Below are 24384 nucleotides of genomic sequence, written 5' to 3'. Positions count from 1 at the left end.
TTTAAGGTTATCCCCGTTTGATTCTAATGAACCAAAAGTGAATAAAAACGATCAGGATCGCAGATAAAAGCATCCAGATTGATTAAAAAATGTCAAAGAAAGCGATTTAACGCCCCTGAAGAAAACGGCGGTAAGCGGCGATCACCGCCAGAAAATCCTCAACGCCGCAAAAGCACAGGCTCTCTTCATCGTAATAGCTCATGCCCTCTTCCATTTCGTCGCCTTCAATACTGAGCAGATTGGCGCGCACGATCACTTCTTCTTCATCCAGCCAAATCGTATATTCGCGGCCAACGCGCTGCCACTGGCGCTCGCTGCCTTTGACATCGGCAACGGCGGCTTCAACCTCGTCCAGCAGCGCCAAATTGTCCGCCGCCTCTTCGTTAAACCAGTGACCGATAGCTTCGTGCCCCATCGACATGCGTACTTTTACCGTGCCGGTAACGTCGCGTAAAAATTCATATTCCATACTGCTTTCCTCTGACCTTACCGGGCCGCGGCCTCAATCTGCCGCCTGGGCCGGCCCGCTCCTGTAAACGGGTTAACCTTTCTATTATCGCAGCATAAGGACCAAAGAAAAGGAAAGAGAGAAGAAATGAAACAGCGATCTCGCAAAAACGGCAGGCGTACGGCCATGCGCTCGGGCGGCTCTGTTCGGGAACCTAAGATAAACCCGTTATAACGCATATACATTAAATTTTGGGCCGTTCGGCATACAGAGAAAGGCTAAAAACGCTGGATTAATTAGCTTCAGTAAAGTAGATCGAGCTGCGAAGGCGGAGAAAGCACCACCAGCTTGCCTGAACGCTCTTTTCGGAAAATGATTTCATATCTGGCATGGCCGATCCCCATAAGGTCATTATCCAGATCGGTATAGGCCACTCTGACGGCTTTGTTCTTAGCCCATGCCGGTAAAGCGGTTATCTTATAGGTAAAGTCGACGGCCACCGTGCCATCATCATGATGATTGAGATCGGTTATCTTACTGACTTTAAAATTACCGTAGCAAAAATCACCGGATTGGTTGAAAGCTTTTTGGCCGTACGTGGTCAACCGCCAGTCTATTTTTCCGCCAGCGCTTTTTTTAGTTATCAGGCCGGCCTCTTTTAACGCCTCCATTTTTGCATTTATCCAGCTATAGCCCTGCGTATTCGTAACGGCTGGCCAGGTTTTCTCGCCAAGGCAAAGCGGTGGCTGGAGATCTAATGCCTGCTGTATCGCCGCTTTATAGTTCTTATCATTCACACCATCGCTACCGGCATGACAAGATACAGTAAACAGCGCTGCCGCCAGCATGATAATTGCTTTCATTTAAAATCATCCATATTAATATTTTTAAGCGCGTCGCTCACGTCGTTGAATTTTTCTTTGGTGATGTAGCTTCCCGCCAGGCTCCATTGAAAAGCAGGCATTCCCGGATCGTTTTCCCCTTCTGTCATAACATAGCGATTTATCCTGACAGGGCCTGAGTTCAATACGTCGCCGCCATCATTATCAGTAGCAAACTTTTCAGCGCTAACTACAGAATATCCTTTTTGGTAAACGAGCAATCTGTAATCGTATATTTTAACACCAGAGGCGGAAAGCCTGATATCGGCCCATGTAAAACCGCTGGCCTGCGGGCAGGGAACGCTATTGTAACCACCCTGTTTATTTTTTATAAATACGTTCATCGTCTGGCTGGGATGAGACGTGTTGTTGTCATAATCCGCGATAAACAAAATATCTTTCCGGCCATCGGAGTTGATGTCAATAACGTTCTGCCCGTTGTGTAAAGAGACGTATTCAGGCCGGGCGCTGGAAAACCCCGAAAAGAGCAGCCCTGCAAGTAATAATTTATTTTTCATCGACGGCGTTCCTGACCAGCCGAAAGCCAATATCGGACATGACGAATTTTGCACTATGATTGTCACAGCTCGCCAGTGAGGCGGAATGAGCAATATAGCTTCCTCCACAGAAATAGTGCATGGTAACGCCTTCCGTCTCGCTTTTGTCGTTTATCCATTCATAGACGTTACCGCTCATATCATAAATACCCGCATCATTCGGTTTTAACGATCCTGGTTTTGCCGTGCCAAAAATCCTGGTGTTAAACGGTGGGTACCAGGCAACGTTGTCAGCTCTGTCACTACCAGAAAAACGATTGCCATAGCGACCTTTGGCAACTGCCTTTTCTCCACCTCGTGCGGCCACCTGCCATTCATTGATATCGGGCAAGCGATAACCGTCTGCATGACTATCCTCATGCAGGCTGTCAGTCTCTTCAACATCACGGACAATAGCCCCTTTGTTGGTTAAATAGACGGGTCGCAAATGCTTTAATCTGCTTAACGCATTGGCAAAGACAACGGCATCCCCCCATTCGATATTGGTTACCGGATGCTTTCCCTGTTCGTAATCAGGCTCGTGACAATCCTCATAAATAGCGCCGTTGCAGCCGGGGTTAAACACATAGTTATTATTCTGCCCCCACGCATAGATCCGTTGATAAAGTGCGTAGCTAACCTCAGTTTGCATGATGTAAAAGCTTTTTATTTTTGCATTAGCATGATGTGCATAGTCGTGCTTGCCAAAAACGTCGCCTACGTAATAATCACCACCCTTTATTAAACTTTCAGAGAAATCAGGTTGGGAAAAGGCCTTATAAGAAAAGAATAAGAAAAAGATGATGAGATTTCTTGCCAGGGTTTTCATTGAGACTCGACATATCAGCAGATAGTTACAGGATGTTTTTATAATCAGTACGGCGATATTCCCACAATAACCGAACCGGTGTTTAAAGGAAAGGTTATGCACTTACCCGCCCGTCATAGCGAAATAATGAGACGCTGTATCATTTTTTTTAAGTAATTTATCATCCGCAAATTTATAAACCGTCGATGCGTGATTCGTCGGCACAAGCTAACTTTAGTTTTCAGCCCACCGCTGCGTTATCTTCTCTTATCGGACTGCACTTTTATCCGACGTTATTTTTCATGGGCGTTTGCCGCTGCATTATTTTCTTTTTTAAAGGCACGCTAAGGTTGTGGCTTATCTAAAGGGCCACAGAAAATGCCCTCTGGCGTTCAGTTTTGCCATCGCAAGGAAGAGTGGCGCCCAGGGATAAAATGAGGGATGCGCATTATTCTATGATTTTAGACTGCCTGTGCGGCAGTGAACCGTAACGGCAGCGGCTTAACAGCATGTATTGTAGAGAAATTTACCCCATCCCGGGTAAAAATCTTTTTTTAACCCTCCTGAGAAAAACATTTAAAATCAATAGATTAAATAATCCTCCAAAAAAAGGGTTTCACAGTTCCTGGTTGATGCCTTTATACGCCCCTCTGATTTACGCGCATAAAAAATCCGGGACTGGAAACAGCCCCGGATTGTTATTGGTCACAAAAGCGCTATCCGACTCTGGATAACGCTTACCGCGGATTTAGACCGCCGTCTGGAAAATCACGCCGTCGGCTTTTTCAGTATACTGGTTCAGCTGATCAAAGTTCAGATAGCGATAGGTATCCACCGCCGTCTTATCAACCTGCGCCATAAACTGCTGATATTCGTCCGGCGTTGGCAGTTTGCCCAGCAGCGAAGCGACCGCGGCCAGCTCTGCTGAAGCCAGATAAACGTTCGCGCCGGTGCCCAGGCGGTTCGGGAAGTTACGGGTTGAGGTGGAAACCACCGTCGCGCCGTCCGCCACGCGTGCCTGGTTACCCATGCACAGTGAACAGCCAGGAATTTCGATACGTGCGCCGCTCTTGCCAAAGACGCTGTAGTAACCCTCTTCCGTCAGCTGCGCCGCATCCATCTTGGTTGGCGGAGCCACCCACAGGCGCGTTGGCAGCTGGCCTTTATGACTGTCCAGCAGCTTGCCGGCGGCACGGAAGTGACCGATGTTGGTCATACAGGAGCCGATAAAGACCTCGTCAATCTTCTCGCCCTGCACGTCCGACAACAGACGAGCATCATCCGGATCGTTTGGTGCGCACAGGATTGGCTCTTTGATTTCAGCCAGATCGATTTCGATAACCGCTGCGTATTCCGCATCCGCATCGCCTTCCAGCAGCTGCGGATCCGCCAGCCATTTCTCCATTCCCTGAATACGACGTTCCAGCGTGCGGCGATCGCCGTAGCCTTCCGCAATCATCCACTTCAGCAGCACGATATTGGAGTTGAGATATTCAATAATAGGATCTTTGCCCAGCTTGATCGTACAGCCAGCCGCAGAACGCTCGGCGGACGCATCGGACAGCTCAAACGCCTGTTCGACTTTCAGATCCGGCAGGCCTTCGATTTCCAGAATGCGGCCGGAGAAGATGTTTTTCTTGCCCTTCTTCTCAACGGTCAGCAGGCCCTGCCTGATGGCATACAGCGGGATAGCATGAACCAGATCGCGCAGCGTAATGCCCGGCTCCATTTTACCCTTGAAGCGCACCAGCACGGACTCTGGCATATCCAGAGGCATCACGCCGGTTGCCGCCGCAAACGCCACCAGCCCGGAACCCGCCGGGAAAGAGATGCCGATTGGGAAACGGGTATGTGAGTCACCGCCTGTTCCTACGGTATCCGGCAGCAGCATACGGTTCAGCCAGCTGTGGATAATGCCGTCGCCCGGACGCAGCGATACGCCACCACGGTTCATAATAAAGTCTGGCAGCGTGTGGTGCGTAGAGACGTCAACCGGCTTCGGATAGGCTGCCGTGTGGCAGAAAGACTGCATCACCAGATCGGCAGAGAAGCCCAGGCAGGCCAGGTCTTTCAGCTCGTCACGGGTCATTGGGCCGGTAGTATCCTGCGAACCCACGGACGTCATTTTTGGTTCGCAGTATGCGCCCGGACGCACGCCTTCCGTACCGCAGGCGCGGCCAACCATTTTTTGCGCCAGCGAGTAGCCGCGCGTGCTTGGCGCCACGTCTTTCGCCTGACGGAACACATCGCTTTGCGGCAGGCCCAGCGCTTCACGAGCTTTAGTGGTCAGACCGCGACCGATGATCAGCGGGATACGACCGCCCGCACGAACTTCATCAAGCAGAACGTCGGTTTTCAGCGCAAAGTTAGCCAGCACTTCGCCCGTCTCGTGGTTACGTACTTCGCCTTTATAAGGATAGATGTCGATAACATCGCCCATATGCAGGTTTTGCACGTCCACTTCAATTGGCAGCGCGCCCGCATCTTCCATGGTGTTGAAGAAGATGGGCGCAATGTTGTTACCCAGCACCACGCCGCCGCCTTTTTTGTTCGGCACATAAGGGATGTCTTCGCCCATAAACCACAGCACCGAGTTGGTGGCGGATTTACGAGAAGAACCGGTGCCGACTACGTCGCCAACATAAGCCAGCGGGAAGCCTTTGGCCTGAAGCGCCTCAATCTGCTTGATCGGGCCAACGGCACCAGGCTGATCCGGCTCGATGCCTTCACGGGCATTCTTGAGCATCGCCAGCGCATGCAGAGGGATATCCGGGCGTGACCAGGCATCAGGTGCAGGAGAAAGATCGTCGGTATTGGTTTCGCCGGTGACCTTAAACACGGTGACGGTGATTTTCTCCGCCAGCTCCGGACGGGAAAGATACCATTCGGCATCTGCCCAGGATTGCAGGATCTGTTTTGCGTGTGGGTTGCCGGCTTTGGCTTTCTCTTCTACGTCGTAGAAGCTGTCGAACATCAGCAGCGTGTGGGACAGGGCTTTAGCGGCAATCGGCGCCAGCTTCTCGTCATCCAGCGCGTCAATCAGCGGATGGATGTTGTAGCCGCCCTGCATGGTGCCCAGCAGTTCAATCGCTTTTTCAGGAGTAACCAGAGGAGAGGTCGCTTCGCCTTTGGCGACAGCAGCCAGGAATCCGGCTTTTACATAGGCCGCTTCGTCAACGCCCGGCGGAACTCGATTAATCAACAGATCGGACAGGAATTCTTCTTCACCCGCTGGCGGGTTTTTCAGCAGTTCAACCAGCGCGGCCATTTGGGAAGCATCTAATGGTTTAGGAACGATCCCTTCGGCAGCACGCTCGGCAACGTGCTTACGGTATTCTTCTAGCACGACGTTCTCCTCGCTCACAGTGTAATGACCGGGCGCCTTCAGGCTTATCGCAAATGCTTTGCGCTCTTTTCTGTAGGGTAAGGTGCCCGGTTTCGCGAGGGCCAGCATAGCAGGATTTTGATGCGATGTTAATCTGTTTACAAAAAAGCAACATCATTAACCGAACAGATCATCCGCGGATTGCGTGACGGGAAGGGCTTTTTAAGCGGCTTACGGGGACGGCAACTGCACGGCGTTGCCCGGTTATCCACACTTTTTGTATTTCGAGCGTGGCGGTGGATTAACCAGCCGTTATAGCGGTTTAGTAGGTGCCAGAGATTAGGGCATGATGCTAATTGAGGCTGTCGGTCTGTGCGGCAGTGAATAAAGGGAACGCCTGCGGCCCCTTGAGCCTACATTTCTGAGCTGCCTGTACGGCAGTGAACCATACCCAGTATCGTCACCTCAGCACGCTGATTTTCTAAGCTGCCTGTACGGCAGTGAACAGTTAGCGATACGACATAGGGCACTTATGTTAAAAGAATTTTCACCAAAACCCGATAAAAACTCTCTTTTTCATCCATTATTTAATCTCCTTATAAAACAGTCTGTTGAAATACCCCTCAAAAAAGGGTTTCAGCACCCTGCGTTAAACTCATCCGCAGCCTGCTACCTACTTTCGCGGCAAAAAACGCAGTTATAATCGGGATAACCCTACACGCTATAAGCGTTGCATTTTTCATCAAAGGAATGGCGCTGCGCTGTTTCATTGAGTATTTGCAGGCGATTAACAGAAAGGCAATGACGCGGAAAGGAGATAAAAAAACGGCCCCTTTCGGAGCCGCTTTGAATGCTTTTAACGCTTACTTCTTCTTCGCTTTCGCATTTGGCAGATCGGTGATGCTGCCTTCGAAGATTTCCGCCGCCAGGCCTACCGACTCGTGCAGCGTCGGGTGAGCATGGATAGTCAGCGCGATATCTTCGGCGTCGCAGCCCATTTCGATAGCCAGACCGATTTCGCCCAGCAGCTCGCCGCCGTTGGTGCCGACAACGGCCCCGCCGATCACGCGATGCGTCTCCTTATCGAAAATCAGCTTGGTCATGCCGTCTGCGCAGTCGGAAGCGATAGCACGGCCTGATGCCGCCCACGGGAAGGTCGCCGTCTCGTAGCTGATACCCTTCTCTTTCGCTTCTTTCTCGGTCAGGCCAACCCAGGCAACTTCCGGCTCGGTATAGGCGATAGATGGGATCACTTTTGGATCAAAGTAGTGCTTCTTACCGGAGATCACTTCCGCTGCGACGTGGCCTTCGTGCACGCCTTTATGCGCCAGCATGGGCTGCCCGACGATGTCGCCGATAGCGAAAATATGCGGCACGTTGGTACGCATCTGCTTGTCAACACGGATAAAGCCGCGATCGTCCACTTCCACGCCCGCTTTACCGGCATCCAGGCCTTTACCGTTCGGCACGCGGCCAATCGCCACCAGCACCGCGTCGTAACGCTGTGGTTCAGCAGGCGCTTTTTTGCCTTCCATGGTGACGTAGATACCATCTTCTTTGGCTTCTACCGCGGTCACTTTGGTTTCCAGCATCAGGTTGAACTGCTTCTCGATGCGCCTGGTGAAGACTTTCACCACGTCTTTATCGGCCGCAGGGATCACCTGGTCGAACATCTCAACCACGTCAATCTGAGAACCCAGCGCGTGGTAAACGGTGCCCATTTCCAGACCGATAATCCCGCCGCCCATCACCAGCATACGCTCGGGCACTTCTTTCAGCTCCAGCGCGGCAGTGGAATCCCACACGCGTGGATCTTCATGAGGAATAAACGGCAGCTGAATAGGACGAGAACCGGCAGCGATAATCGCGTTATCGAAGTTGATAGTGGTGCCGCCGTTTTCGCCGTCAACGAACATGGTATTCGCGCCGGTAAACTTAGCTTCGCCGGTGACCACTTTCACCTTACGGCCCTTCGCCATACCGGCCAGACCGCCGGTCAGCTGATTAATGACCTTCTCTTTCCAGGTACGGATTTTGTTGATGTCGGTTTGCGGCTTGCCGAACACCACGCCGTGTTCTTCCAGCGCTTTGGCTTCTTCAATAACTTTCGCCACGTGCAGCAGCGCTTTGGAAGGGATACAGCCCACGTTCAGGCAAACGCCGCCCAGGGTGCTGTAACGCTCAACAATTACGGTCTCCAGACCTAAATCAGCAGCGCGAAATGCCGCAGAGTAACCTGCCGGACCTGCCCCAAGTACCACGACCTGAGTTTTAATTTCTGTACTCATCATGACCTCTTAGTTAACTGGAGGATATCCATCCACCGGTTCGTATTCAGGGCAAGAGTTTACAGAATTGTTAACAGAGTGCAAACAACCTGCCCCAAACCATCACAACTTGTCGACTAAAACAGCGAGAGTCGGCTATAAGAAGGCCGGCATAAGCCGGCCAGAGTACTTTTACATCACCAGTCGGCGAATATCGGCTAACAGATTGCCGACGATGGTGATAAAGCGGGCACCGTCAGCCCCGTCAATAACGCGGTGGTCGAAGGAAAGCGAGATTGGCATCATCAGACGCGGCACAAACTCTTTACCGTTCCAGACCGGCTCCATCGCGGATTTAGAGACGCCCAGGATAGCCACTTCCGGCGCGTTAACGATCGGCGCAAAGTGCGTGGTGCCAAGACCGCCAAGGCTGGAGATGGTGAAGCAGCCGCCCTGCATGTCGCTGGCCGTCAGCTTGCCATCGCGCGCCTTTTTCGACGTTGCCATCAGCTCGCGGGAAAGCTCGGTGATGCCTTTTTTATTTACGTCTTTAAAGACCGGAACCACCAGGCCGTTAGGCGTATCAACCGCCACGCCGATGTTGATATATTTTTTCAACGTCAGCTTCTGCGCGTCTTCAGAAAGCGAGCTGTTAAAGCGCGGCATCTGTTCCAGCGCGGCGGCAACGGCTTTCATAATGAACACAACCGGCGTGTATTTCACGTCCAGCTTGCGCTTCTCGGCCTCGGCGTTCTGCTGTTTACGGAACGCTTCCAGATCGGTGATATCGGTTTTGTCGAAGTGCGTAACGTGCGGGATCATCACCCAGTTACGGCTCAGGTTGGCGCCAGAGATTTTCTGGATGCGGCCCAGCTCGACTTCTTCGATTTCGCCGAACTTGCTGAAGTCCACTTTCGGCCATGGCAGCATGCCAGGCAGACCACCGCCGCTGGCGGCAGCAGCCGGCGTGGTCTCGGCGCGTTTCACCGCGTCTTTCACGTACGCCTGCACGTCTTCTTTCAGAATACGGCCTTTACGTCCCGTACCTTTTACCTTCGCCAGGTTGACGCCGAACTCGCGCGCCAGACGACGGATAACCGGAGTGGCGTGGACGTAGGCGTCGTTCTCGGAGAAGTCGCCTTTTGCTTCCGCTTTCGCCGGAGCCGGTGCAGCGGCAGCAGCCGCTTTGGTTTCCTGTGGAGCCGGAGCCGCTTCCTGTTTCGCTGCCGGAGCAGGCGCCGCGCCTTCTACCTCAAAGATCATAATCAGCGAGCCGGTGCTGACTTTGTCGCCGGTCGCGATTTTGATCTCTTTTACCGTGCCGGCAAACGGCGCAGGCACTTCCATTGAGGCCTTGTCGCCTTCGACGGTGATCAGCGACTGCTCGGCTTCGACTTTGTCGCCAACCTTGACCATCACTTCGGTGACTTCAACTTCGTCGCCACCGATGTCCGGCACCTGTACTTCTTTCGCGCCGCTGGTCGCCGCAGGCGCCGCTGCCGCTTCTTCTTTCATGGCTGGCTTCGGCGCTTCGGCCGGTGCTGCGCCTTCCGCTTCGAAGATCATAATCAGCGAACCTGTGCTGACTTTGTCGCCGGTCGCGATTTTGATCTCTTTTACCGTGCCGGCAAACGGCGCAGGCACTTCCATCGAGGCCTTGTCGCCTTCGACGGTGATCAGCGATTGCTCTGCTTCGACTTTATCGCCAACCTTAACCAGGATCTCGGTGACTTCAACTTCATCACCGCCGATGTCCGGCACGTTGACTTCTTTGCTTGCCGCTTTGGCAGCCGGCGCCGCTTCTTTCTGCTCTTCTTTCGCTTCCGCTTTGGCTGGCGCTGGCGCAGCCGCGTCGGCAGATTCAAAGATCATAATCAGCGAGCCGGTTTCCACTTTGTCGCCGGTTGCGATTTTGATCTCTTTTACCACGCCCGCTTCTGGCGAAGGCACTTCCATTGAGGCTTTGTCGCCTTCAACGGTGATCAGCGACTGCTCTGCTTCCACTTTGTCGCCGACCTTGACCAGGATCTCGGTGACTTCCACTTCGTCGGAACCGATGTCCGGTACTTTAATTTCGATAGCCATTACTCTTTACCTCTTATGCCAGACGCGGGTTGACTTTATCGGCATCGATATTGAATTTGGTGATTGCTTCCGCCACCACTTTCTTATCGATCTCGCCGCGTTTAGCCAGTTCGCCCAGCGCTGCAACCACCACGTAAGATGCGTCCACTTCAAAATGGTGACGCAGATTTTCGCGGCTGTCGGAACGACCGAAACCATCCGTGCCCAGTACGCGATAGTCGCTGGCTGGAATATAGGTACGGATCTGCTCGGCGAACAGTTTCATATAGTCGGTTGAAGCCACGGCCGGCGCGTCATGCATGATCTGCGCAACGTAAGGCACACGAGGCTCTTCAGTTGGGTGCAGCATGTTCCAGCGCTCGCAGTCCTGGCCGTCACGAGCCAGCTCGGTGAAGGAGGTGACGCTGTAAACATCGGAGCCAACGCCGTAGTCTTTCGCCAGGATCTGTGCCGCTTCACGGACGTGACGCAGGATCGAGCCTGAACCCAGCAGCTGGACTTTACCTTTACTGCCTTCTACCGTTTCCAGCTTATAGATACCTTTACGGATACCTTCTTCTGCGCCCTGCGGCATCGCCGGCATGTGGTAGTTTTCGTTCAGCGTGGTGATGTAGTAGTAGATGTTTTCCTGCGCTTCGCCGTACATACGCACCAGACCGTCATGCATGATAACGGCGACTTCGTAAGCGTAAGCCGGATCGTATGAAATGCAGTTAGGGATAGTCAGCGACTGAATGTGGCTGTGACCATCTTCATGCTGCAAGCCTTCGCCGTTCAGCGTGGTACGACCGGAGGTGCCGCCGACCAGGAAGCCGCGCGCCTGCTGGTCGCCCGCCGCCCAGCACAGATCGCCGATACGCTGGAAGCCAAACATGGAGTAGTAGATGTAGAACGGGATCATCGGCAGATTGTTGGTGCTGTAAGACGTTGCCGCCGCCAGCCAGGATGCGCCTGCGCCCAGTTCGTTGATGCCTTCCTGCAGGATCTGACCTTTCTCATCTTCTTTGTAGTAGGCAACCTGCTCACGGTCCTGCGGCGTGTACTGCTGGCCGTTCGGGCTGTAGATGCCGATCTGACGGAACAGGCCTTCCATACCAAAGGTACGCGCTTCGTCGGCGATGATAGGCACCAGACGATCTTTGATCGACTTGTTCTTCAGCATCACGTTCAGGGCGCGCACAAAGGCGATGGTGGTGGAGATCTCTTTGTTCTGCTCGTCCAGCAGCTGGCGGAAGTCTTCCAGCGCAGGCATCTCCAGCTTCTCGCTGAAGTTAGGCTGACGCGTCGGCAGGTAGCCGCCCAGCTTCTCGCGCTGGCCATGCAGATATTTGTACTCTTCCGACTCTTTGTCGAAAGTAACGTACGGCAGGCTTTCGATTTTGTCATCTTCTACCGGCACGTTGAAACGATCGCGGATGTAGCGTACGCCATCCATGTTCATTTTCTTCACCTGGTGAGCGATGTTCTTGCCTTCCGCCGTGTCGCCCATACCATAGCCTTTAATGGTATGCGCCAGGATCACCACAGGTTTGCCTTTGGTGTCCTGCGCTTTTTTCAGCGCCGCGTAAATTTTCTTCGGATCGTGGCCGCCACGGTTCAGCGCCCAAATCTCGTCGTCGGTCATATCCTTAACCAGATCAGCGGTTTCCGGATATTTACCGAAGAAGTGCTCGCGCACGTAGGCGCCGTCGCGGGATTTAAAGGTCTGGTAGTCGCCGTCAACGGTTTCGTTCATCAACTGGATCAGCTTGCCGCTGGTATCTTTGCGCAGCAGCTCGTCCCAGCGTCCGCCCCAGATAACCTTGATCACTTCCCAACCTGCGCCGCCAAAAATGCCGCTCAGCTCGTTGATGATTTTGCCGTTGCCGGTTACCGGGCCGTCCAGGCGCTGCAGGTTACAGTTGATGATAAACACCAGGTTATCCAGCTTCTCGCGGGTGGCAATGGTGATCGCGCCTTTGGATTCCGGCTCGTCCATCTCGCCATCGCCCAGGAAGGCGTAAACGGTCTGCTGTGAGGTATCTTTCAGGCCACGGTGCTCAAGGTACTTAAGGAATTTCGCCTGGTAGATCGCGCCGATCGGGCCAAGACCCATAGAAACGGTCGGGAACTGCCAGAAATCCGGCATCAGTTTTGGGTGCGGATAAGAAGAGAGGCCTTTACCGTGCACTTCCTGACGGAAGTTGTTCATCTGCTCTTCGGTCAGGCGGCCTTCCAGGAAAGCACGCGCGTAGACGCCCGGCGAAATATGGCCTTGGAAGTACACCAGGTCGCCGCCGTCTTTCTCGCTGCGCGCGCGGAAGAAGTGGTTAAAGCACACTTCATAGATGGTCGCCGAGGACTGGAAGGAAGACATATGGCCGCCCAGCTCCAGATCTTTCTTCGATGCACGCAGAACGGTCATGATGGCGTTCCAGCGGATGGCGGAACGGATACGACGTTCCAGCGAGGTATTACCCGGATAGTCAGGTTCGTCCTCAACGGCGATAGAGTTAATGTAGCTGCTGGCCCCAGTGCCCGCCGCTACCTTTACGCCGCCTTTGCGTGCTTCGCTCAATACCTGATCGATCAGGAACTGCGCGCGCTCCACGCCCTCTTCACGGATGACCGATTCGATCGCCTGTAGCCAGTCGCGAGTTTCAATCGGATCCACGTCATTGTGTAAACGTTCTGACATGGGGGTATTCCTTATCTGTGTCTAATACGTTGAATTGTCTGGAGCCTGTCTCTCTGTCCTCTGGCTCTGTACAGAACACAGAGAGACAGGCCCTTCGTGGTTGTCGCGTTATGGTTACGCGTTAATCCTTACGCTGCTGTAATCGGCGCAGGGAACGCTCTCTTCGGCTCTGTTCCCGGCTTCTGTCCAGCAATATTTCCTCGATAAACGCCAGATGGCGGTGTGAGGCCTCGCGTGCCTTTTCGGGTTCGCGCGCCACAATCGCCTCAAAAATACTGGCGCGGTGACCGCTCACTTTCGCCAGCATTTCGCGGCGTGAGTAGAGCAATTCAAAATTCTGTCGGACGTTCTGTTGCAGCATCGGCCCCATTGAGCGTAGCAAATGCAGCAGCACCACATTATGCGCCGCCTCTGTGACAGCTATCTGATACTGCATGACCGCGTTGGCTTCGGCATCAAGGTCGCCGCTCTCCTGCGCGGTCTGAATTTGCAGATGGCAATCCCGGATACGTACCAGATCTTCTTCCGTTCCTCGTAGCGCCGCATAGTAGGCCGCTATCCCTTCCAGCGCGTGGCGCGTTTCCAGCAGATCGAACTGCGATTCAGGGTGATCGGCCAGCAGTTCCACCAGCGGATCGCTGAGACTTTGCCACAGGTTAGTCTTTACAAAAGTGCCACCGCCCTGACGGCGCAGCAGCAGGCCTTTTGCTTCCAGACGCTGGATAGCTTCACGCAAAGAGGGACGGGAGACGTCGAACTGTTTAGCCAGCTCGCGTTCAGGGAGGAGCTTTTCACCGGGACGCAGCGTCCCTTCCATAATCAAGGACTCAAGCTGCTGCTCGATAGCATCGGATAGCTTTGGTTGGCGGATTTTGCTGTAGGCCATCATCCCTTCTTCGTGCCGTTTGCCCGAGTAAATTGGTCATACCAATTGCAAAAAGGAGCCCGTAAAGTAACAAAGTATTCACCTGATGTCTATATGGCAACGGCGCAAAACCAGACGCATGTCTCGTTTTGCGGGCGTCAATTAACGCCTGACAACAGGTTAAAGGCGTTGGAAAGAATGTTAAAAAAATTAACTTTTCTGAAGAAGACCAGCCAGTTAATCGCGCCCGATTAACGACGTCATCAGTAAAATCGATCTGCCTGCAGGCAACCTTTATGACCAAAACAAACGTTGCCGAAACCTGTTTTTTTTGCAGCCGTCCCGGCTTAAACAGAAAGCGAGTGCATTACCCGGCGCTTATCATTATTCTTATCGCGAAAGTAGAGGCAGCCCCGCTTTTGCGGGGTTTCTTATGTAAATATTTAAGTACACTTATCGTAATAAAATGATGACAAAGGCTCGCCCTTAGTACAATAACGAGACCAAGAGGATCACTATGGAACAACAGCAGGGCGATATGCTGAAGCGCGGCCTGAAAAACCGCCATATTCAGCTAATTGCATTAGGCGGCGCCGTCGGCACCGGCCTTTTTCTGGGGATCGCACAAACCATTAAAATGGCGGGCCCGTCCGTCTTACTGGGCTACGCTATCGGCGGCTTTATTGCCTTTTTAATTATGCGCCAGCTGGGCGAAATGATTGTGGAAGAGCCCGTTGCCGGTTCCTTCAGCCATTTTGCCTATAAATACTGGGGCAACTTTGCCGGTTTCGCTTCCGGCTGGAACTACTGGGTGCTCTATATCCTGGTAGCGATGGCGGAGCTGACCGCTGTCGGTCAGTATATTCAGGTCTGGTGGCCCGCGTTTCCTTCCTGGGCCGCCGCCGCCATCTTCTTTGTCCTGATTAATGCTATCAACCTGACCAGCGTAAAAATCTTCGGCGAAATGGAGTTTTGGCTGGCGATTGTGAAAGTAGTCGCCGTGGTGGCGATGATTGTGTTCGGCTGCTGGCTGCTGTTCAGCGGTCAGGGCGGCCCGGATGCGAAGTTCAGCAATATCTGGGCGATCGGCGGCTTTTTCCCGCACGGCGTGGGGGGGCTGGTGATGGCGATGGCGATCATTATGTTCTCTTTCGGCGGCCTGGAGCTGGTAGGCATCACGGCGGCCGAAGCGGACGACCCGCAAAAAAGTATCCCGCAGGCCACCAACCAGGTCATCTGGCGCATCCTGATCTTTTATGTCGGCTCGATTATCGTGCTGCTTTCGCTTTATCCCTGGACAAAAGTGACCGCCAACAGCAGCCCGTTTGTGATGATTTTCCACGACCTGGGCGAAAGCCTGGCGGCGAACGTGCTGAACCTGGTGTTTTTAACGGCGGCGCTCTCCGTTTATAACAGCTGCGTCTATTCCAACAGTCGGATGCTCTACGGCCTGGCCCGTCAGGGCAACGGCCCGAAGGCGCTGCTGAAGGTTGACCGTCGCGGCGTGCCTTACGTGGCACTGGCGCTCTCAGCCGCTACCACGGCAATTTGCGTATTGGTGAACTATCTGATGCCGGGCGAGGCGCTGGGCCTGTTTATGGCGCTGGTGGTATCCGCGCTGGTTATCAACTGGGCGATGATCAGCTACGCCCATCTGAAGTTCCGCCAGGCGAAAGCGCACGAGGGCGTGCAGACTCGCTTCAAGGCGCTGCTCTATCCCGCCGGCAACTGGATTTGCCTGCTGTTTATGATCGGCATTCTGGTCATTATGGCGATGACGCCGGGCATGGCGATTTCCGTGTGGCTTATTCCGCCGTGGCTTATCGTGCTGGCCATTGGCTACGCGGTAAAAAACCGGCTGCAAAAAGCCTGATGATACAGGGCGCTTCGGCGCCCTTTTTACCGCGCGTTAATCCTCCAGCCTGCCTTACCTTTTATGGCTCTCCCCGTGTGAATTGCCAGCTTACTCACACTTTTCCGGTTACAGCCGTTTTGTCCATCTCTGCAACCTTTTGCGCCAGCGCAAGACGCTATTAAGCCAGTGATAATCTCTGCTTCATCCTGTGGGAGAGATTATCCATGAAGAGCGCGGCGCTTTCGGTAAAAGAGAAGATTGGCTATGGCATGGGAGACGCGGGCTGCAATATGATCGGCGGCGCGATCATGCTTTTCCTTAACTATTTTTATACGGATGTCTTTGGCCTTGCGCCCGCGCTGGTCGGCGTCCTGCTGCTTTCCGTGCGCGTGCTGGATGCGATTACCGACCCCATTATGGGCGCGCTGGCCGACAGAACGCAGAGCCGCTGGGGACGTTTTCGCCCCTGGCTGCTATGGATTTCTCTGCCCTATGTGCTGTTCAGCGTGCTGATGTTTACCACGCCGGACTGGAGCTATGACAATAAGGTTATCTATGCGTTTGCCACCTACTTTCTGATGTCGTTAACCTACACCGCTATCAATATTCCTTACTGCTCGCTTGGCGGCGTGATTACCAACGATCCCGGCGAACGCGTCTCCTGTCAGTCTTACCGCTTTGTGATGGTCGGCATCGCCACGCTGATCCTGTCGCTCTCCCTGCTGCCAATGGCGGAATGGTTCGGCGGCGACGACAAAGCGCGCGGCTACCAGATGGCGATGAGCGTGCTGGCCTTTATCGGCCTCTGCATGTTCCTTTTTTGCTTCGCCACGGTGCGTGAACGCATTCATCCTGCCGTACCGAGCAACAGCGATCTGAAATCCGATTTACGGGACGTGTGGAAAAACGACCAGTGGGTGCGGATTCTGCTGCTGACCTTTTGTAACGTCTGTCCCGGCTTTATCCGTATGGCGGCCACCATGTACTACGTCACCTGGGTAATGGGGCAAACGACCCATTTCGCCACGCTATTTATCAGTCTGGGCGTAATAGGCATGATGCTGGGCAGCACGTTGGCAAAAGTGTTGACCGATCGCTGGTGCAAACTGAAAGTCTTCTTCTGGACCAATATCGTCCTGGCGCTGTTCTCCTGTGGCTTCTACTTCCTGGATCCGCAGGCTACGGTACTGATTGTGGTGCTGTACTTCTTGCTGAATATTCTGCATCAGATCCCTTCGCCGCTGCACTGGTCGCTGATGGCGGACGTGGACGATTACGGCGAATGGAAAACCGGCAAGCGCATTACCGGCATCAGCTTTTCAGGCAATCTGTTTTTCCTCAAGGTTGGCCTGGCCGTAGCGGGCGCGATGGTTGGCTTCCTGCTCTCTTTTTACGGCTACGATGCGGGCGCGAAAGCCCAGTCGCCGCTGGCGGTCAACGGCATCACGCTGCTGTTTACCATTATTCCGGGCATCGGTTATCTGATTACCGCTGGCGTGGTCAGGCTGCTGAAGGTTGACCGACCAACGATGCAAAAAATCCAGCTGGATTTGGAACAGCGTCGCCATAATTTCCGCGAACTCAACGATTATCATCACGGCAAAGCGCCGGTTAAACCAGAAGGAACAGGAGCATGAGCAGCCACTGGCCCGTCCCCCTTATTGAACAGCGTGCCGATCCCTTTATTCTGCGCCATCGGCAGCATTACTATTTTATCGCCTCCGTACCTGAATACGATCGGCTTGAGCTGCGCCGTGCCGCGACCTTAGCCGATCTGGCGACAGCCGAAGGCGTGGTAGTCTGGAAAAAACACGCCAGCGGCGAAATGAGCGAGCTGATTTGGGCGCCTGAACTGCATCTTATTGATAACGTCTGGGTCATCTATTTTGCCGCCGCGCCGTCCAGAGAAATCAAAGATGGGCTGTTCCAGCACCGCATGTTCGCTATCGCCTGCCATGACGACGATCCGCTTACCGGTGCCTGGCATGAATGTAGGCAGGTCATGACGCCCATCGACAGTTTTGCGCTGGACGCAACCCACTTCGTGCATCAGGACAGAAACTGGTATCTGTGGGCGCAAAAAGATCCGGCGATCCCCGGCAACTCCAATCTCTATCTTGCCGAACTGGAGACGCCCTGGTCGCTGAAAAGCGCGCCGGTGATGCTGAGTCGGCCTGAGTTCGACTGGGAATGCGTGGGCTTCAGCGTCAACGAAGGGCCTGCGGTTATTCGTCACGGCAGCCGCCTGTTCGTCAGCTATTCGGCCAGCGCAACGGATGAAAACTACTGTATGGGCCTGCTGTGGATCGACGTTGCTGCCGATCCAATGAAAGCGGAAAACTGGCAAAAATCCCCTCAGCCGGTCTTTAGAACCAGTTGGGAAAATCGCCAGTTCGGGCCAGGGCATAACAGCTTTACGGTAACGGAACAGGGCGAGGACGTACTGGTTTATCATGCGAGAGACTATACGGAAATCGAAGGCGATCCGCTTTACGATCCCAACCGGCACACCTGCATTAAAACCTTTGCCTGGGATAGCGACGGTATGCCGGTCTTTGGCGAACCGCCAGCGGCCGTGGATTAATAACCTTTTTAACTTAAGGTTATTTCCACTTTGGTATCCAAAGTAACCGCTTTTGTTGGGAAACAGCTCGGTAGCTGGATTGGAAGCAGCGTGGGTAATCTTATTGAGGGATGGTTTGGCGCTAACGACAGCGCGGTTGCCTGAGCAATAATCTGACAGCCCACGATCCGGCCTGCGGGCCGGATCATTCCTGCTATACCAGCGCGCCGTAAATAGTCAGCAGCGCCACCACTACCACGATCGCCAGCGACACTTTCTTGGCCAGCGCGACGGCAATTCGAGGCGTTTGCACTTTGTCCGTGTGCGGATCGCGCGCCAGCGAAAACTGCGCCAGTCGGGTCAGCACCTGATATTGCGAGGTATGCCGATCGCCCAATGAGGCAAACCAGGCCGGCAGCGCGCGTTCGCCATGTCCCAATAAGGCATAGGCAACACCTGCCAGTCTTACCGGGAGCCAGTCGACGCAGTGCAGGATAGCATCCACGCCGGATTGCGACCGTTCCAGTGGCGTATAACGACGCGCCAGCCAGCTCTGCCACGCGCGCAGAAAAGCATATCCCACCAGCAGGACCGGTCCCCATGGGCCGCCTACGACAAACCAGAACAACGGTGCCAGATAAAAGCGATAATTAATCCACAGCAGCGCATTTTGCAGTTCGCAGAGATATTCGCGTTCATTACACTCCATCGGCAGGCCGTGGATCAGCGTCAGCTCTTCCGCCATGGCGCTGCGCGCGTCCGTGTCATTATGGCTGGCCGCTTTAAGATAGGCATGGTAATGCAGCCTTACCGATCCTGCACCGATGCACAACAGCCCAAGGGCAATCCAGAACAGCAGCTGCAAAACGCCGAAAAACAGGCCCTTCAGCGCCAGTAAACAGAGTGCGACCACCGCCATCGCCGCCAGCGTCATTGCCAGCGTGCGCAGCAGCGAAAAGCGCCGCTGACGACGGAACAAGCGTGCCAGATGGTGATCCAGCTGCCAGTGCTCGCCCATTTTAAACAAGCGTTCCCAACCCAGAACCAATAACAAACTAAAAAGCGTCATGCCTGTGACTCCTGCTGTAAAGCGGAGGGTTCCTGCTTCAGCCCGCTCCGAAATCTTTCCCAGTCAAACGCCGGCCCGGGATCGGTTTTTCTTTCCGGCGCGATATCACTATGCCCGGTAATATTTTCGACTATTTGCGGATAGTGCTTTGCCAGTAAACGGGTTACCGCCTGCAAAGCCTGGTATTGCGCATCGGTATAGGGCAGCACGTCGGTGCCTTCCAGCTCAATGCCAACAGAAAAATCATTGCAGGCCTCCCGTCCCTGATAGCAGGAAACGCCCGCGTGCCAGGCGCGTAAATCAAAAGGCACATACTGGATAATTTCGCCATCGCGACGGATCAGGCAATGCGCGGAAACCCGCAGATGCGCGATATCCGCAAAGTAAGGATGGGCTGCGGCATCCAGCTGGCCGGTAAATAGCGCATCGATCCACGGGCCGCCGAACTCGCCCGGCGGCAGGCTGATATTATGAATAACCAGAAGCGTGGGCGTTTCGTTTTGCGGGCGCTGATTAAAATGCGGTGACGGCACCCGTTTCACGCCGGTCAGCCAGCCTGACTGCAACTGCATGGCCTGCTCTCCTTTTCTATAGATAACATCAGAGTAACATGAATCCCTGACGCAGGAAGCCCTGCCGCCGCAGAAACAGCACGGGGGGAAATTTCGTCGCCTTTGCCCGGTCAGGCGGCAAGAAACCGGCTGCCCTGGCGCAGTAACCGACTCGCCAGCCGCAGGTAAAAAAGCTAGCATGGTTTTCTCTTCAATCCGCCTTTTTGGAGTTTGACCATGACAACCCGTCGCTACGATGCGGACAGCCGCCGTGCCGCACTGCTGGAACGTATTAAGGATGATATTCCTCCTGCCGTCGCCCTGGCGCTGCGAGAAGACCTGGGCGGCGAGATCGACGCCAGCCGGGATATTACCGCCAGCCTGCTGCCGGCAGACGCCCGCTCTCATGCCGTAGTGATCACCCGCGAACCGGGGATTTTTTGCGGGAAACGCTGGGTCGAAGAAGTTTTTATCCAGCTTGGTAATAAGACGCAGATGATGTGGCACGTGGAAGATGGCGACGCGATCGTAGCCAACCAGCCGCTGTTTGAAGTGACCGGCCCTTCCTCGCTGATACTGACAGCCGAACGCACCGCACTGAATTTTGTCCAGACGTTATCCGGCGTGGCGACCGAAGTCAGCCGCTATGTGGCTATACTTGAAGGCACCAAAACGCAGCTGCTGGATACGAGAAAAACGCTGCCGGGACTGCGCACCGCGCTGAAGTACGCCGTGCTGTGCGGCGGCGGCGCTAACCACCGACTGGGCCTTTCCGACGCTTTCCTGATCAAGGAAAATCATATTATCGCTACCGGTTCAGTTCGTCAGGCCGTTGAAAAGGCGTTCTGGCTGCATCCGGACGTGCCGGTGGAAGTCGAGGTCGAATCGCTGGACGAGCTTAGCCAGGCCGTTGAAGCCGGGGCGGATATCATCATGCTGGACAACTTCAGCGTTGAGCAGATGCGGGAAGCGGTGCGCCAGACCGACGGCCGCGCGCTGCTGGAGGTTTCCGGCAACGTCACCGACGAGACGCTCCGGACTTTCGCCGAAACAGGCGTGGATTATATCTCGGTCGGCGCGCTGACCAAGCACGTGCGGGCGCTGGATCTCTCCATGCGCTTTCGCCCCGCTGCTGCCCATTAATTTTACCTGTCATTTTAACGCCGTCTCCGGATGGCGTTTTCGCCCGCCACGCTAAATTTTGCGGGCTGGCTTCCCGCCTTTTTGTCGGCTGATGCAATAGCAAAAGAATTCCTGCTGCCCTTCTTCGGAAACGTTTTTTTGCCGCTGGCCTGCGTTTTTTTTCAGCGGTACGTTGCTGGCTCCTTAAACACATGGAAGTCAACATCATGAAAAACCAACAGGGATTTACCCTGGTCGAACTAATGATAGTTATCGCTATCATCGCCATTCTCAGCGCTATCGGCCTGCCGGCTTACCAGAACTATCTGCAAAAAGCCGCGCTGACCGATATGCTGCAAACGGCAATGCCTTTTAAAACCGCAGTGGAACTGTGCGCCATTGAGCACGGCGGCGCAGAAAGCTGTAGCGAAGGCAGCAACGGCGTGCCGTCCGGGAAAGGGTCGCGTTATGTTGCCGCCGTCACCGTACAGGGCGGCGCACTGACGCTGACGGGCCAGGAAAGCCTGAACGGCCTGACGGTAACGATGAAACCGCAGTGGGACGGTGCCGAAGGCCAAATCGGCTGGCAGCGCACCTGCGCCACGCAGCAAACGGGGCTGAAAGAAGCCTGTGAAAATATCTTCCGCTTTGACGATGACAGCGAGGTGGCGGAATGACCACGTCTTCCTCTCTGCAGGCCATTGAGGCTCTCTGCCAACGTCATCATGCCGTGGTGCTTTCGCTTACGCCGCAGCGGCTGCACATCGCTATGGCAGCGCCGCCCTCGGCCGAGATGATGGCGGCGCTGCGTTTTACCGCTCAGGGCGCGATTGAGATTGAGTACTGGCCGCCGGCGCGACTGGAACAGTATCGACAGGATCGCCCGACCGCATCAGAACCTGCGGCGGCACATAGCGAAACAACCATCCAGCGTATCGACAATCTGCTGGCGCTGGCGATACGGCAGCGCGCGTCCGATATCCATATCGAACCCCAGGCCGATGCGTTACGCATCCGTTTTCGGGTGGACGGCGTGCTGCAAAGCGTGCCGACTTCGCCAGTCGACAACGGCGCGGCGCTGCTGGCAAGGCTGAAAATAGTCGCTAACCTGGATATCGCCGAACGCCGCGTCCCGCAGGATGGTCAGTTCACGCTGCCGCTGCCGGGCAACCCCGCTTCCTTTCGCCTCTCGACGCTGCCCACGCGCTGCGGTGAAAAAGCCGTTATCCGACTGCTGCAAAACGACACCCAGTCCGTGTCGCTGGCGCATCTTGGCATGTCGCCAGCGGCGCTGCGCTGCTTTCGCGAAGCGCTGGCGCGGCCGCAGGGGCTGATTCTGGTTACCGGCCCTACCGGCAGCGGGAAAACCTTTACCCTTTACAGCGGGCTAAGCTCGCTTAACACGCCGGACCGCAACCTGTGCAGCGTGGAAGATCCCGTGGAAATCCCGCTGCCGGGCGTTAATCAAACCCAGGTACATCCTAAAACCGGTCTTGATTTCAACCGCGTGCTGCGCGCTCTGCTGCGTCAGGATCCCGATGTAATTATGATTGGTGAGATCCGCGATGCGGAAACGGCGGAAATCGCCATCAAGGCGGCGCAGACCGGCCACCTGGTCCTGTCGACTTTGCACACCAACTCCACGGCGGAAACGCTGACCCGGCTAAGGCAAATCGGTATTCCTGGCTACCAGCTTGCCTCCGCGCTAAAGCTGGTTATCGCCCAGCGTCTGGTACGCCGTCTCTGCCCCCACTGTCGCGAACCCGCCGAAGCCCTGGCCCATTTCCCTCAGGCTCTGTGGCCGGGTACGGTGCAAAACTGGCGGGCCGTCGGCTGCGAACGCTGCTATTCCGGCTTCTACGGCAGGCTGGCGCTGTTCGAGCTGCTTCCCGTTAATGCGCGGCTGCAAAATGCTATCGCGATCGACAGCGCTCAGGAGGCGCTGCTAAAAATTACCCGGCAGCAAAATATAAACTCGCTGTTTGTAGAAGGGCTACATAGCGTGAATAAAGGCGAAACCACGCTGGCAGAGCTGAATCGAACTGTGGGTAATGACGATGACTGATCCGCTGTTAGTGGCATGGCAGGCCACGGACAAAGAAGGCGCTTTCCATCAGGGAGCCTGTTTTTGCCGCGGCCGCCAGGAGGCAACGGAACGGCTCATGGCGCTCGACCTGCTGCCGCTAAAGGTTAGCAAAGGACGCCGCTATCGCGCCGGCGACTGGAAATGGCAGCACAAGATTACCTTTTTCCGCGAGCTGGCTACGCTTTTGCAGGCAGGCATGACGCTTTCTGCCAGCCTGCGGCTGACGGCTGAAGGCCATGCCGATCCCGGCTGGCAGGCTTTGCTCACGCAGATAGAGCAAAGCGTATCGGAGGGCGTACCATTTTCACAGGCGCTGGCTGACTGGCCTGTAGTTTTTCCACCGCTCTACCCTGCCCTGATCGCGGTTGGCGAACTGACCGGCAGAATGGACGAATGCTGTCTGCGTCTGGCCGGTCAGCAGGAAAGAGAACGACAGCTGCAAAAGAAAGTAATGAAAGCGCTGCGCTACCCGCTGTTTGTCGTCGCCGTCGCGCTGCTGGTCAGCATCGGAATGCTGGTTTTCGTTTTGCCGGAGTTCGTAGCTATCTATCATTCCTTTAACGCGCCGCTACCGGCCTTTACCGCGGCCATAATAGCCCTTTCCGAGGGGCTACAGCATTATGGCATGCTTATTTTGCCGCTGGCCTTCGGCGGCCTCGCTTACTGGCGCTGGCAGAGCCGTCGCCTGCCCGTCTGGCAGCGTAACGAGCAGCGATGTCTGTTACAGCTGCCGCTTATCGGCCGGCTTTATCGCGGCGGCCAGCTCAGCCGTATCTTTCTGACCCTGACGCTGACGCAGCAGGCTGGCCTGACGCTGTTGCAGGGGCTGCAGGCGGTAGAGAAAACGCTCGATCATCTGCTGTGGCGTGAGGCGATAGTCGCCTTGCAGCAGCATATCGCCGCCGGTAACCCGCTGTATCGGGCGCTGGCGCAGCACGAGCTTTTCACGCCGTTATGCTACCAGCTGATAAAAGTGGGCGAAGAGGCTGGCGCGCTGGACAGCCTGCTGCGCCGGCTGGGTGAATGGCATGAGGCCAGCACGCATGAGCTGGCGGATAATCTGGCCGCTGCGCTGGAGCCATTAATGATGGTCGTTACCGGCGTGCTGGTAGGCACGCTGGTCGTTGCGATGTACTTGCCCATCTTCAACCTGGGCGATGCTTTGGGATAGACGAGGGCTTACGGCAGACGACGCTTTGAGGCTGGCAACATAATACCGCCCGGTCAGGCAGAAGCGCGGGAGCTA

18 protein-coding genes are annotated in these 24384 nt (G+C 55.0%); 7 read left to right on the top strand and 11 right to left on the bottom strand.

Going from position 1 to position 24384, the window contains the following annotated elements; genetic code table 11:
• Positions 1 to 106: 106 nt before the first annotated feature.
• The 9 genes from yacL to pdhR form a co-directional block, all read right to left on the bottom strand.
• Positions 107 to 469: a protein YacL gene (yacL, locus tag EGK14_RS10395; protein WP_125289027.1), complete on the bottom strand. Its 363-nt coding sequence runs from the start codon at positions 467 to 469 to the stop codon at positions 107 to 109.
• 281 nt (positions 470 to 750) lie between these two features.
• Complete coding sequence (locus EGK14_RS10390; protein ID WP_125289026.1) at positions 751 to 1311, bottom strand: CpmK protein; 561 nt, start codon at positions 1309 to 1311, stop codon at positions 751 to 753.
• The gene (locus EGK14_RS10385; protein WP_125289025.1) at positions 1308 to 1847 is read right to left on the bottom strand and encodes a spore coat protein CotH; all 540 of its coding nucleotides are present in this window, start codon (positions 1845 to 1847) and stop codon (positions 1308 to 1310) included. The genes EGK14_RS10390 and EGK14_RS10385 overlap by 4 nt, the downstream gene beginning before the upstream one ends.
• Positions 1837 to 2694, bottom strand: a complete 858-nt coding sequence (locus EGK14_RS10380) for an SUMF1/EgtB/PvdO family nonheme iron enzyme (RefSeq protein WP_125289024.1) — start codon at positions 2692 to 2694, stop codon at positions 1837 to 1839. Before EGK14_RS10380 ends, EGK14_RS10385 begins: the two co-directional genes overlap by 11 nt.
• 727 nt (positions 2695 to 3421) lie before the next feature.
• A complete protein-coding gene (gene acnB / locus EGK14_RS10375; protein WP_125289023.1) occupies positions 3422 to 6019 on the bottom strand; it encodes a bifunctional aconitate hydratase 2/2-methylisocitrate dehydratase in 2598 nt (865 codons plus the stop codon).
• An 842-nt stretch (positions 6020 to 6861) separates the two neighbouring features.
• Positions 6862 to 8286, bottom strand: a complete 1425-nt coding sequence (gene lpdA / locus EGK14_RS10370) for a dihydrolipoyl dehydrogenase (protein ID WP_125289022.1) — start codon at positions 8284 to 8286, stop codon at positions 6862 to 6864.
• Positions 8287 to 8457: 171 nt separating this feature from the next.
• Positions 8458 to 10350 carry a pyruvate dehydrogenase complex dihydrolipoyllysine-residue acetyltransferase gene (gene aceF, locus EGK14_RS10365; RefSeq protein ID WP_125289021.1) on the bottom strand — a complete coding sequence of 631 codons (1893 nt, stop codon included), beginning with the start codon at positions 10348 to 10350 and terminating at the stop codon, positions 8458 to 8460.
• A 13-nt stretch (positions 10351 to 10363) separates the two neighbouring features.
• Positions 10364 to 13027: a pyruvate dehydrogenase (acetyl-transferring), homodimeric type gene (aceE, locus tag EGK14_RS10360; RefSeq protein ID WP_125289020.1), complete on the bottom strand. Its 2664-nt coding sequence runs from the start codon at positions 13025 to 13027 to the stop codon at positions 10364 to 10366.
• A 121-nt stretch (positions 13028 to 13148) separates the two neighbouring features.
• Entirely contained in the window at positions 13149 to 13913 is a 765-nt protein-coding gene (gene pdhR / locus EGK14_RS10355) for a pyruvate dehydrogenase complex transcriptional repressor PdhR (protein WP_125289147.1), read from the bottom strand.
• A 496-nt stretch (positions 13914 to 14409) separates the two neighbouring features.
• Between pdhR and EGK14_RS10350 the strand changes: the two genes are divergently transcribed.
• The 3 genes from EGK14_RS10350 to EGK14_RS10340 all read left to right on the top strand — a co-directional run bounded on the left by EGK14_RS10350 (position 14410) and on the right by EGK14_RS10340 (position 18331).
• Positions 14410 to 15765 carry an amino acid permease gene (locus EGK14_RS10350; protein ID WP_125289019.1) on the top strand — a complete coding sequence of 452 codons (1356 nt, stop codon included), beginning with the start codon at positions 14410 to 14412 and terminating at the stop codon, positions 15763 to 15765.
• 206 nt (positions 15766 to 15971) lie between these two features.
• A complete protein-coding gene (locus EGK14_RS10345) occupies positions 15972 to 17384 on the top strand; it encodes a glycoside-pentoside-hexuronide (GPH):cation symporter (RefSeq protein ID WP_125289018.1) in 1413 nt (470 codons plus the stop codon).
• On the top strand, positions 17381 to 18331 hold the full coding sequence (locus EGK14_RS10340; protein WP_125289017.1) for a family 43 glycosylhydrolase: 951 nt from the start codon (positions 17381 to 17383) through the stop codon (positions 18329 to 18331). Before EGK14_RS10345 ends, EGK14_RS10340 begins: the two co-directional genes overlap by 4 nt.
• A 193-nt stretch (positions 18332 to 18524) precedes the next feature.
• On the opposite strand, the gene ampE is transcribed toward EGK14_RS10340, so the two are convergent.
• Positions 18525 to 19379, bottom strand: coding sequence for a beta-lactamase regulator AmpE (gene ampE, locus EGK14_RS10335; RefSeq protein WP_125289016.1), 855 nt, complete (start codon positions 19377 to 19379; stop codon positions 18525 to 18527).
• Entirely contained in the window at positions 19376 to 19951 is a 576-nt protein-coding gene (gene ampD, locus EGK14_RS10330) for a 1,6-anhydro-N-acetylmuramyl-L-alanine amidase AmpD (RefSeq protein WP_125289015.1), read from the bottom strand. The genes ampE and ampD overlap by 4 nt, the downstream gene beginning before the upstream one ends.
• A 216-nt stretch (positions 19952 to 20167) precedes the next feature.
• Here ampD and nadC point away from each other — a divergent pair, with 216 nt between their 5' ends.
• The 4 genes from nadC (at position 20168) to hofC (ending at position 24309) form a co-directional block, all read left to right on the top strand.
• A complete protein-coding gene (gene nadC, locus EGK14_RS10325) occupies positions 20168 to 21073 on the top strand; it encodes a carboxylating nicotinate-nucleotide diphosphorylase (protein ID WP_125289014.1) in 906 nt (301 codons plus the stop codon).
• 206 nt (positions 21074 to 21279) lie between these two features.
• On the top strand, positions 21280 to 21729 hold the full coding sequence (gene ppdD / locus EGK14_RS10320) for a prepilin peptidase-dependent pilin (RefSeq protein WP_125289013.1): 450 nt from the start codon (positions 21280 to 21282) through the stop codon (positions 21727 to 21729).
• Positions 21726 to 23117, top strand: a complete 1392-nt coding sequence (gspE, locus tag EGK14_RS10315) for a type II secretion system protein GspE (RefSeq protein WP_125289012.1) — start codon at positions 21726 to 21728, stop codon at positions 23115 to 23117. The genes ppdD and gspE overlap by 4 nt, the downstream gene beginning before the upstream one ends.
• The gene (hofC, locus tag EGK14_RS10310; protein WP_125289011.1) at positions 23110 to 24309 is read left to right on the top strand and encodes a protein transport protein HofC; all 1200 of its coding nucleotides are present in this window, start codon (positions 23110 to 23112) and stop codon (positions 24307 to 24309) included. Before gspE ends, hofC begins: the two co-directional genes overlap by 8 nt.
• Positions 24310 to 24384: the final 75 nt, after the last annotated feature.

Origin of the sequence: Erwinia sp. 198 (assembly GCF_003937915.1) — a bacterium.
GTDB lineage: Bacteria > Pseudomonadota > Gammaproteobacteria > Enterobacterales > Enterobacteriaceae > Erwinia > Erwinia aeris.
Note: the sequence above shows the minus strand (reverse complement) of the source record. Positions and strands in the feature narration are given on the sequence as shown.

Bases quoted from the DNA above. Each gene is read 5' to 3' on its own strand.
- yacL (WP_125289027.1), bottom strand. From the start codon at position 469: ATGGAATATGAATTTTTACGCGACGTTACCGGCACGGTAAAAGTACGC.
- EGK14_RS10390 (WP_125289026.1), bottom strand. From the start codon at position 1,311: ATGAAAGCAATTATCATGCTGGCGGCAGCGCTGTTTACTGTATCTTGT.
- EGK14_RS10385 (WP_125289025.1), bottom strand. From the start codon at position 1,847: ATGAAAAATAAATTATTACTTGCAGGGCTGCTCTTTTCGGGGTTTTCC.
- EGK14_RS10380 (WP_125289024.1), bottom strand. From the start codon at position 2,694: ATGAAAACCCTGGCAAGAAATCTCATCATCTTTTTCTTATTCTTTTCT.
- lpdA (WP_125289022.1), bottom strand. From the start codon at position 8,286: ATGAGTACAGAAATTAAAACTCAGGTCGTGGTACTTGGGGCAGGTCCG.
- aceF (WP_125289021.1), bottom strand. From the start codon at position 10,350: ATGGCTATCGAAATTAAAGTACCGGACATCGGTTCCGACGAAGTGGAA.
- aceE (WP_125289020.1), bottom strand. From the start codon at position 13,027: ATGTCAGAACGTTTACACAATGACGTGGATCCGATTGAAACTCGCGAC.
- pdhR (WP_125289147.1), bottom strand. From the start codon at position 13,913: ATGGCCTACAGCAAAATCCGCCAACCAAAGCTATCCGATGCTATCGAG.
- EGK14_RS10350 (WP_125289019.1), top strand. From the start codon at position 14,410: ATGGAACAACAGCAGGGCGATATGCTGAAGCGCGGCCTGAAAAACCGC.
- EGK14_RS10345 (WP_125289018.1), top strand. From the start codon at position 15,972: ATGAAGAGCGCGGCGCTTTCGGTAAAAGAGAAGATTGGCTATGGCATG.
- EGK14_RS10340 (WP_125289017.1), top strand. From the start codon at position 17,381: ATGAGCAGCCACTGGCCCGTCCCCCTTATTGAACAGCGTGCCGATCCC.
- ampE (WP_125289016.1), bottom strand. From the start codon at position 19,379: ATGACGCTTTTTAGTTTGTTATTGGTTCTGGGTTGGGAACGCTTGTTT.
- ampD (WP_125289015.1), bottom strand. From the start codon at position 19,951: ATGCAGTTGCAGTCAGGCTGGCTGACCGGCGTGAAACGGGTGCCGTCA.
- nadC (WP_125289014.1), top strand. From the start codon at position 20,168: ATGACAACCCGTCGCTACGATGCGGACAGCCGCCGTGCCGCACTGCTG.
- ppdD (WP_125289013.1), top strand. From the start codon at position 21,280: ATGAAAAACCAACAGGGATTTACCCTGGTCGAACTAATGATAGTTATC.
- gspE (WP_125289012.1), top strand. From the start codon at position 21,726: ATGACCACGTCTTCCTCTCTGCAGGCCATTGAGGCTCTCTGCCAACGT.
- hofC (WP_125289011.1), top strand. From the start codon at position 23,110: ATGACTGATCCGCTGTTAGTGGCATGGCAGGCCACGGACAAAGAAGGC.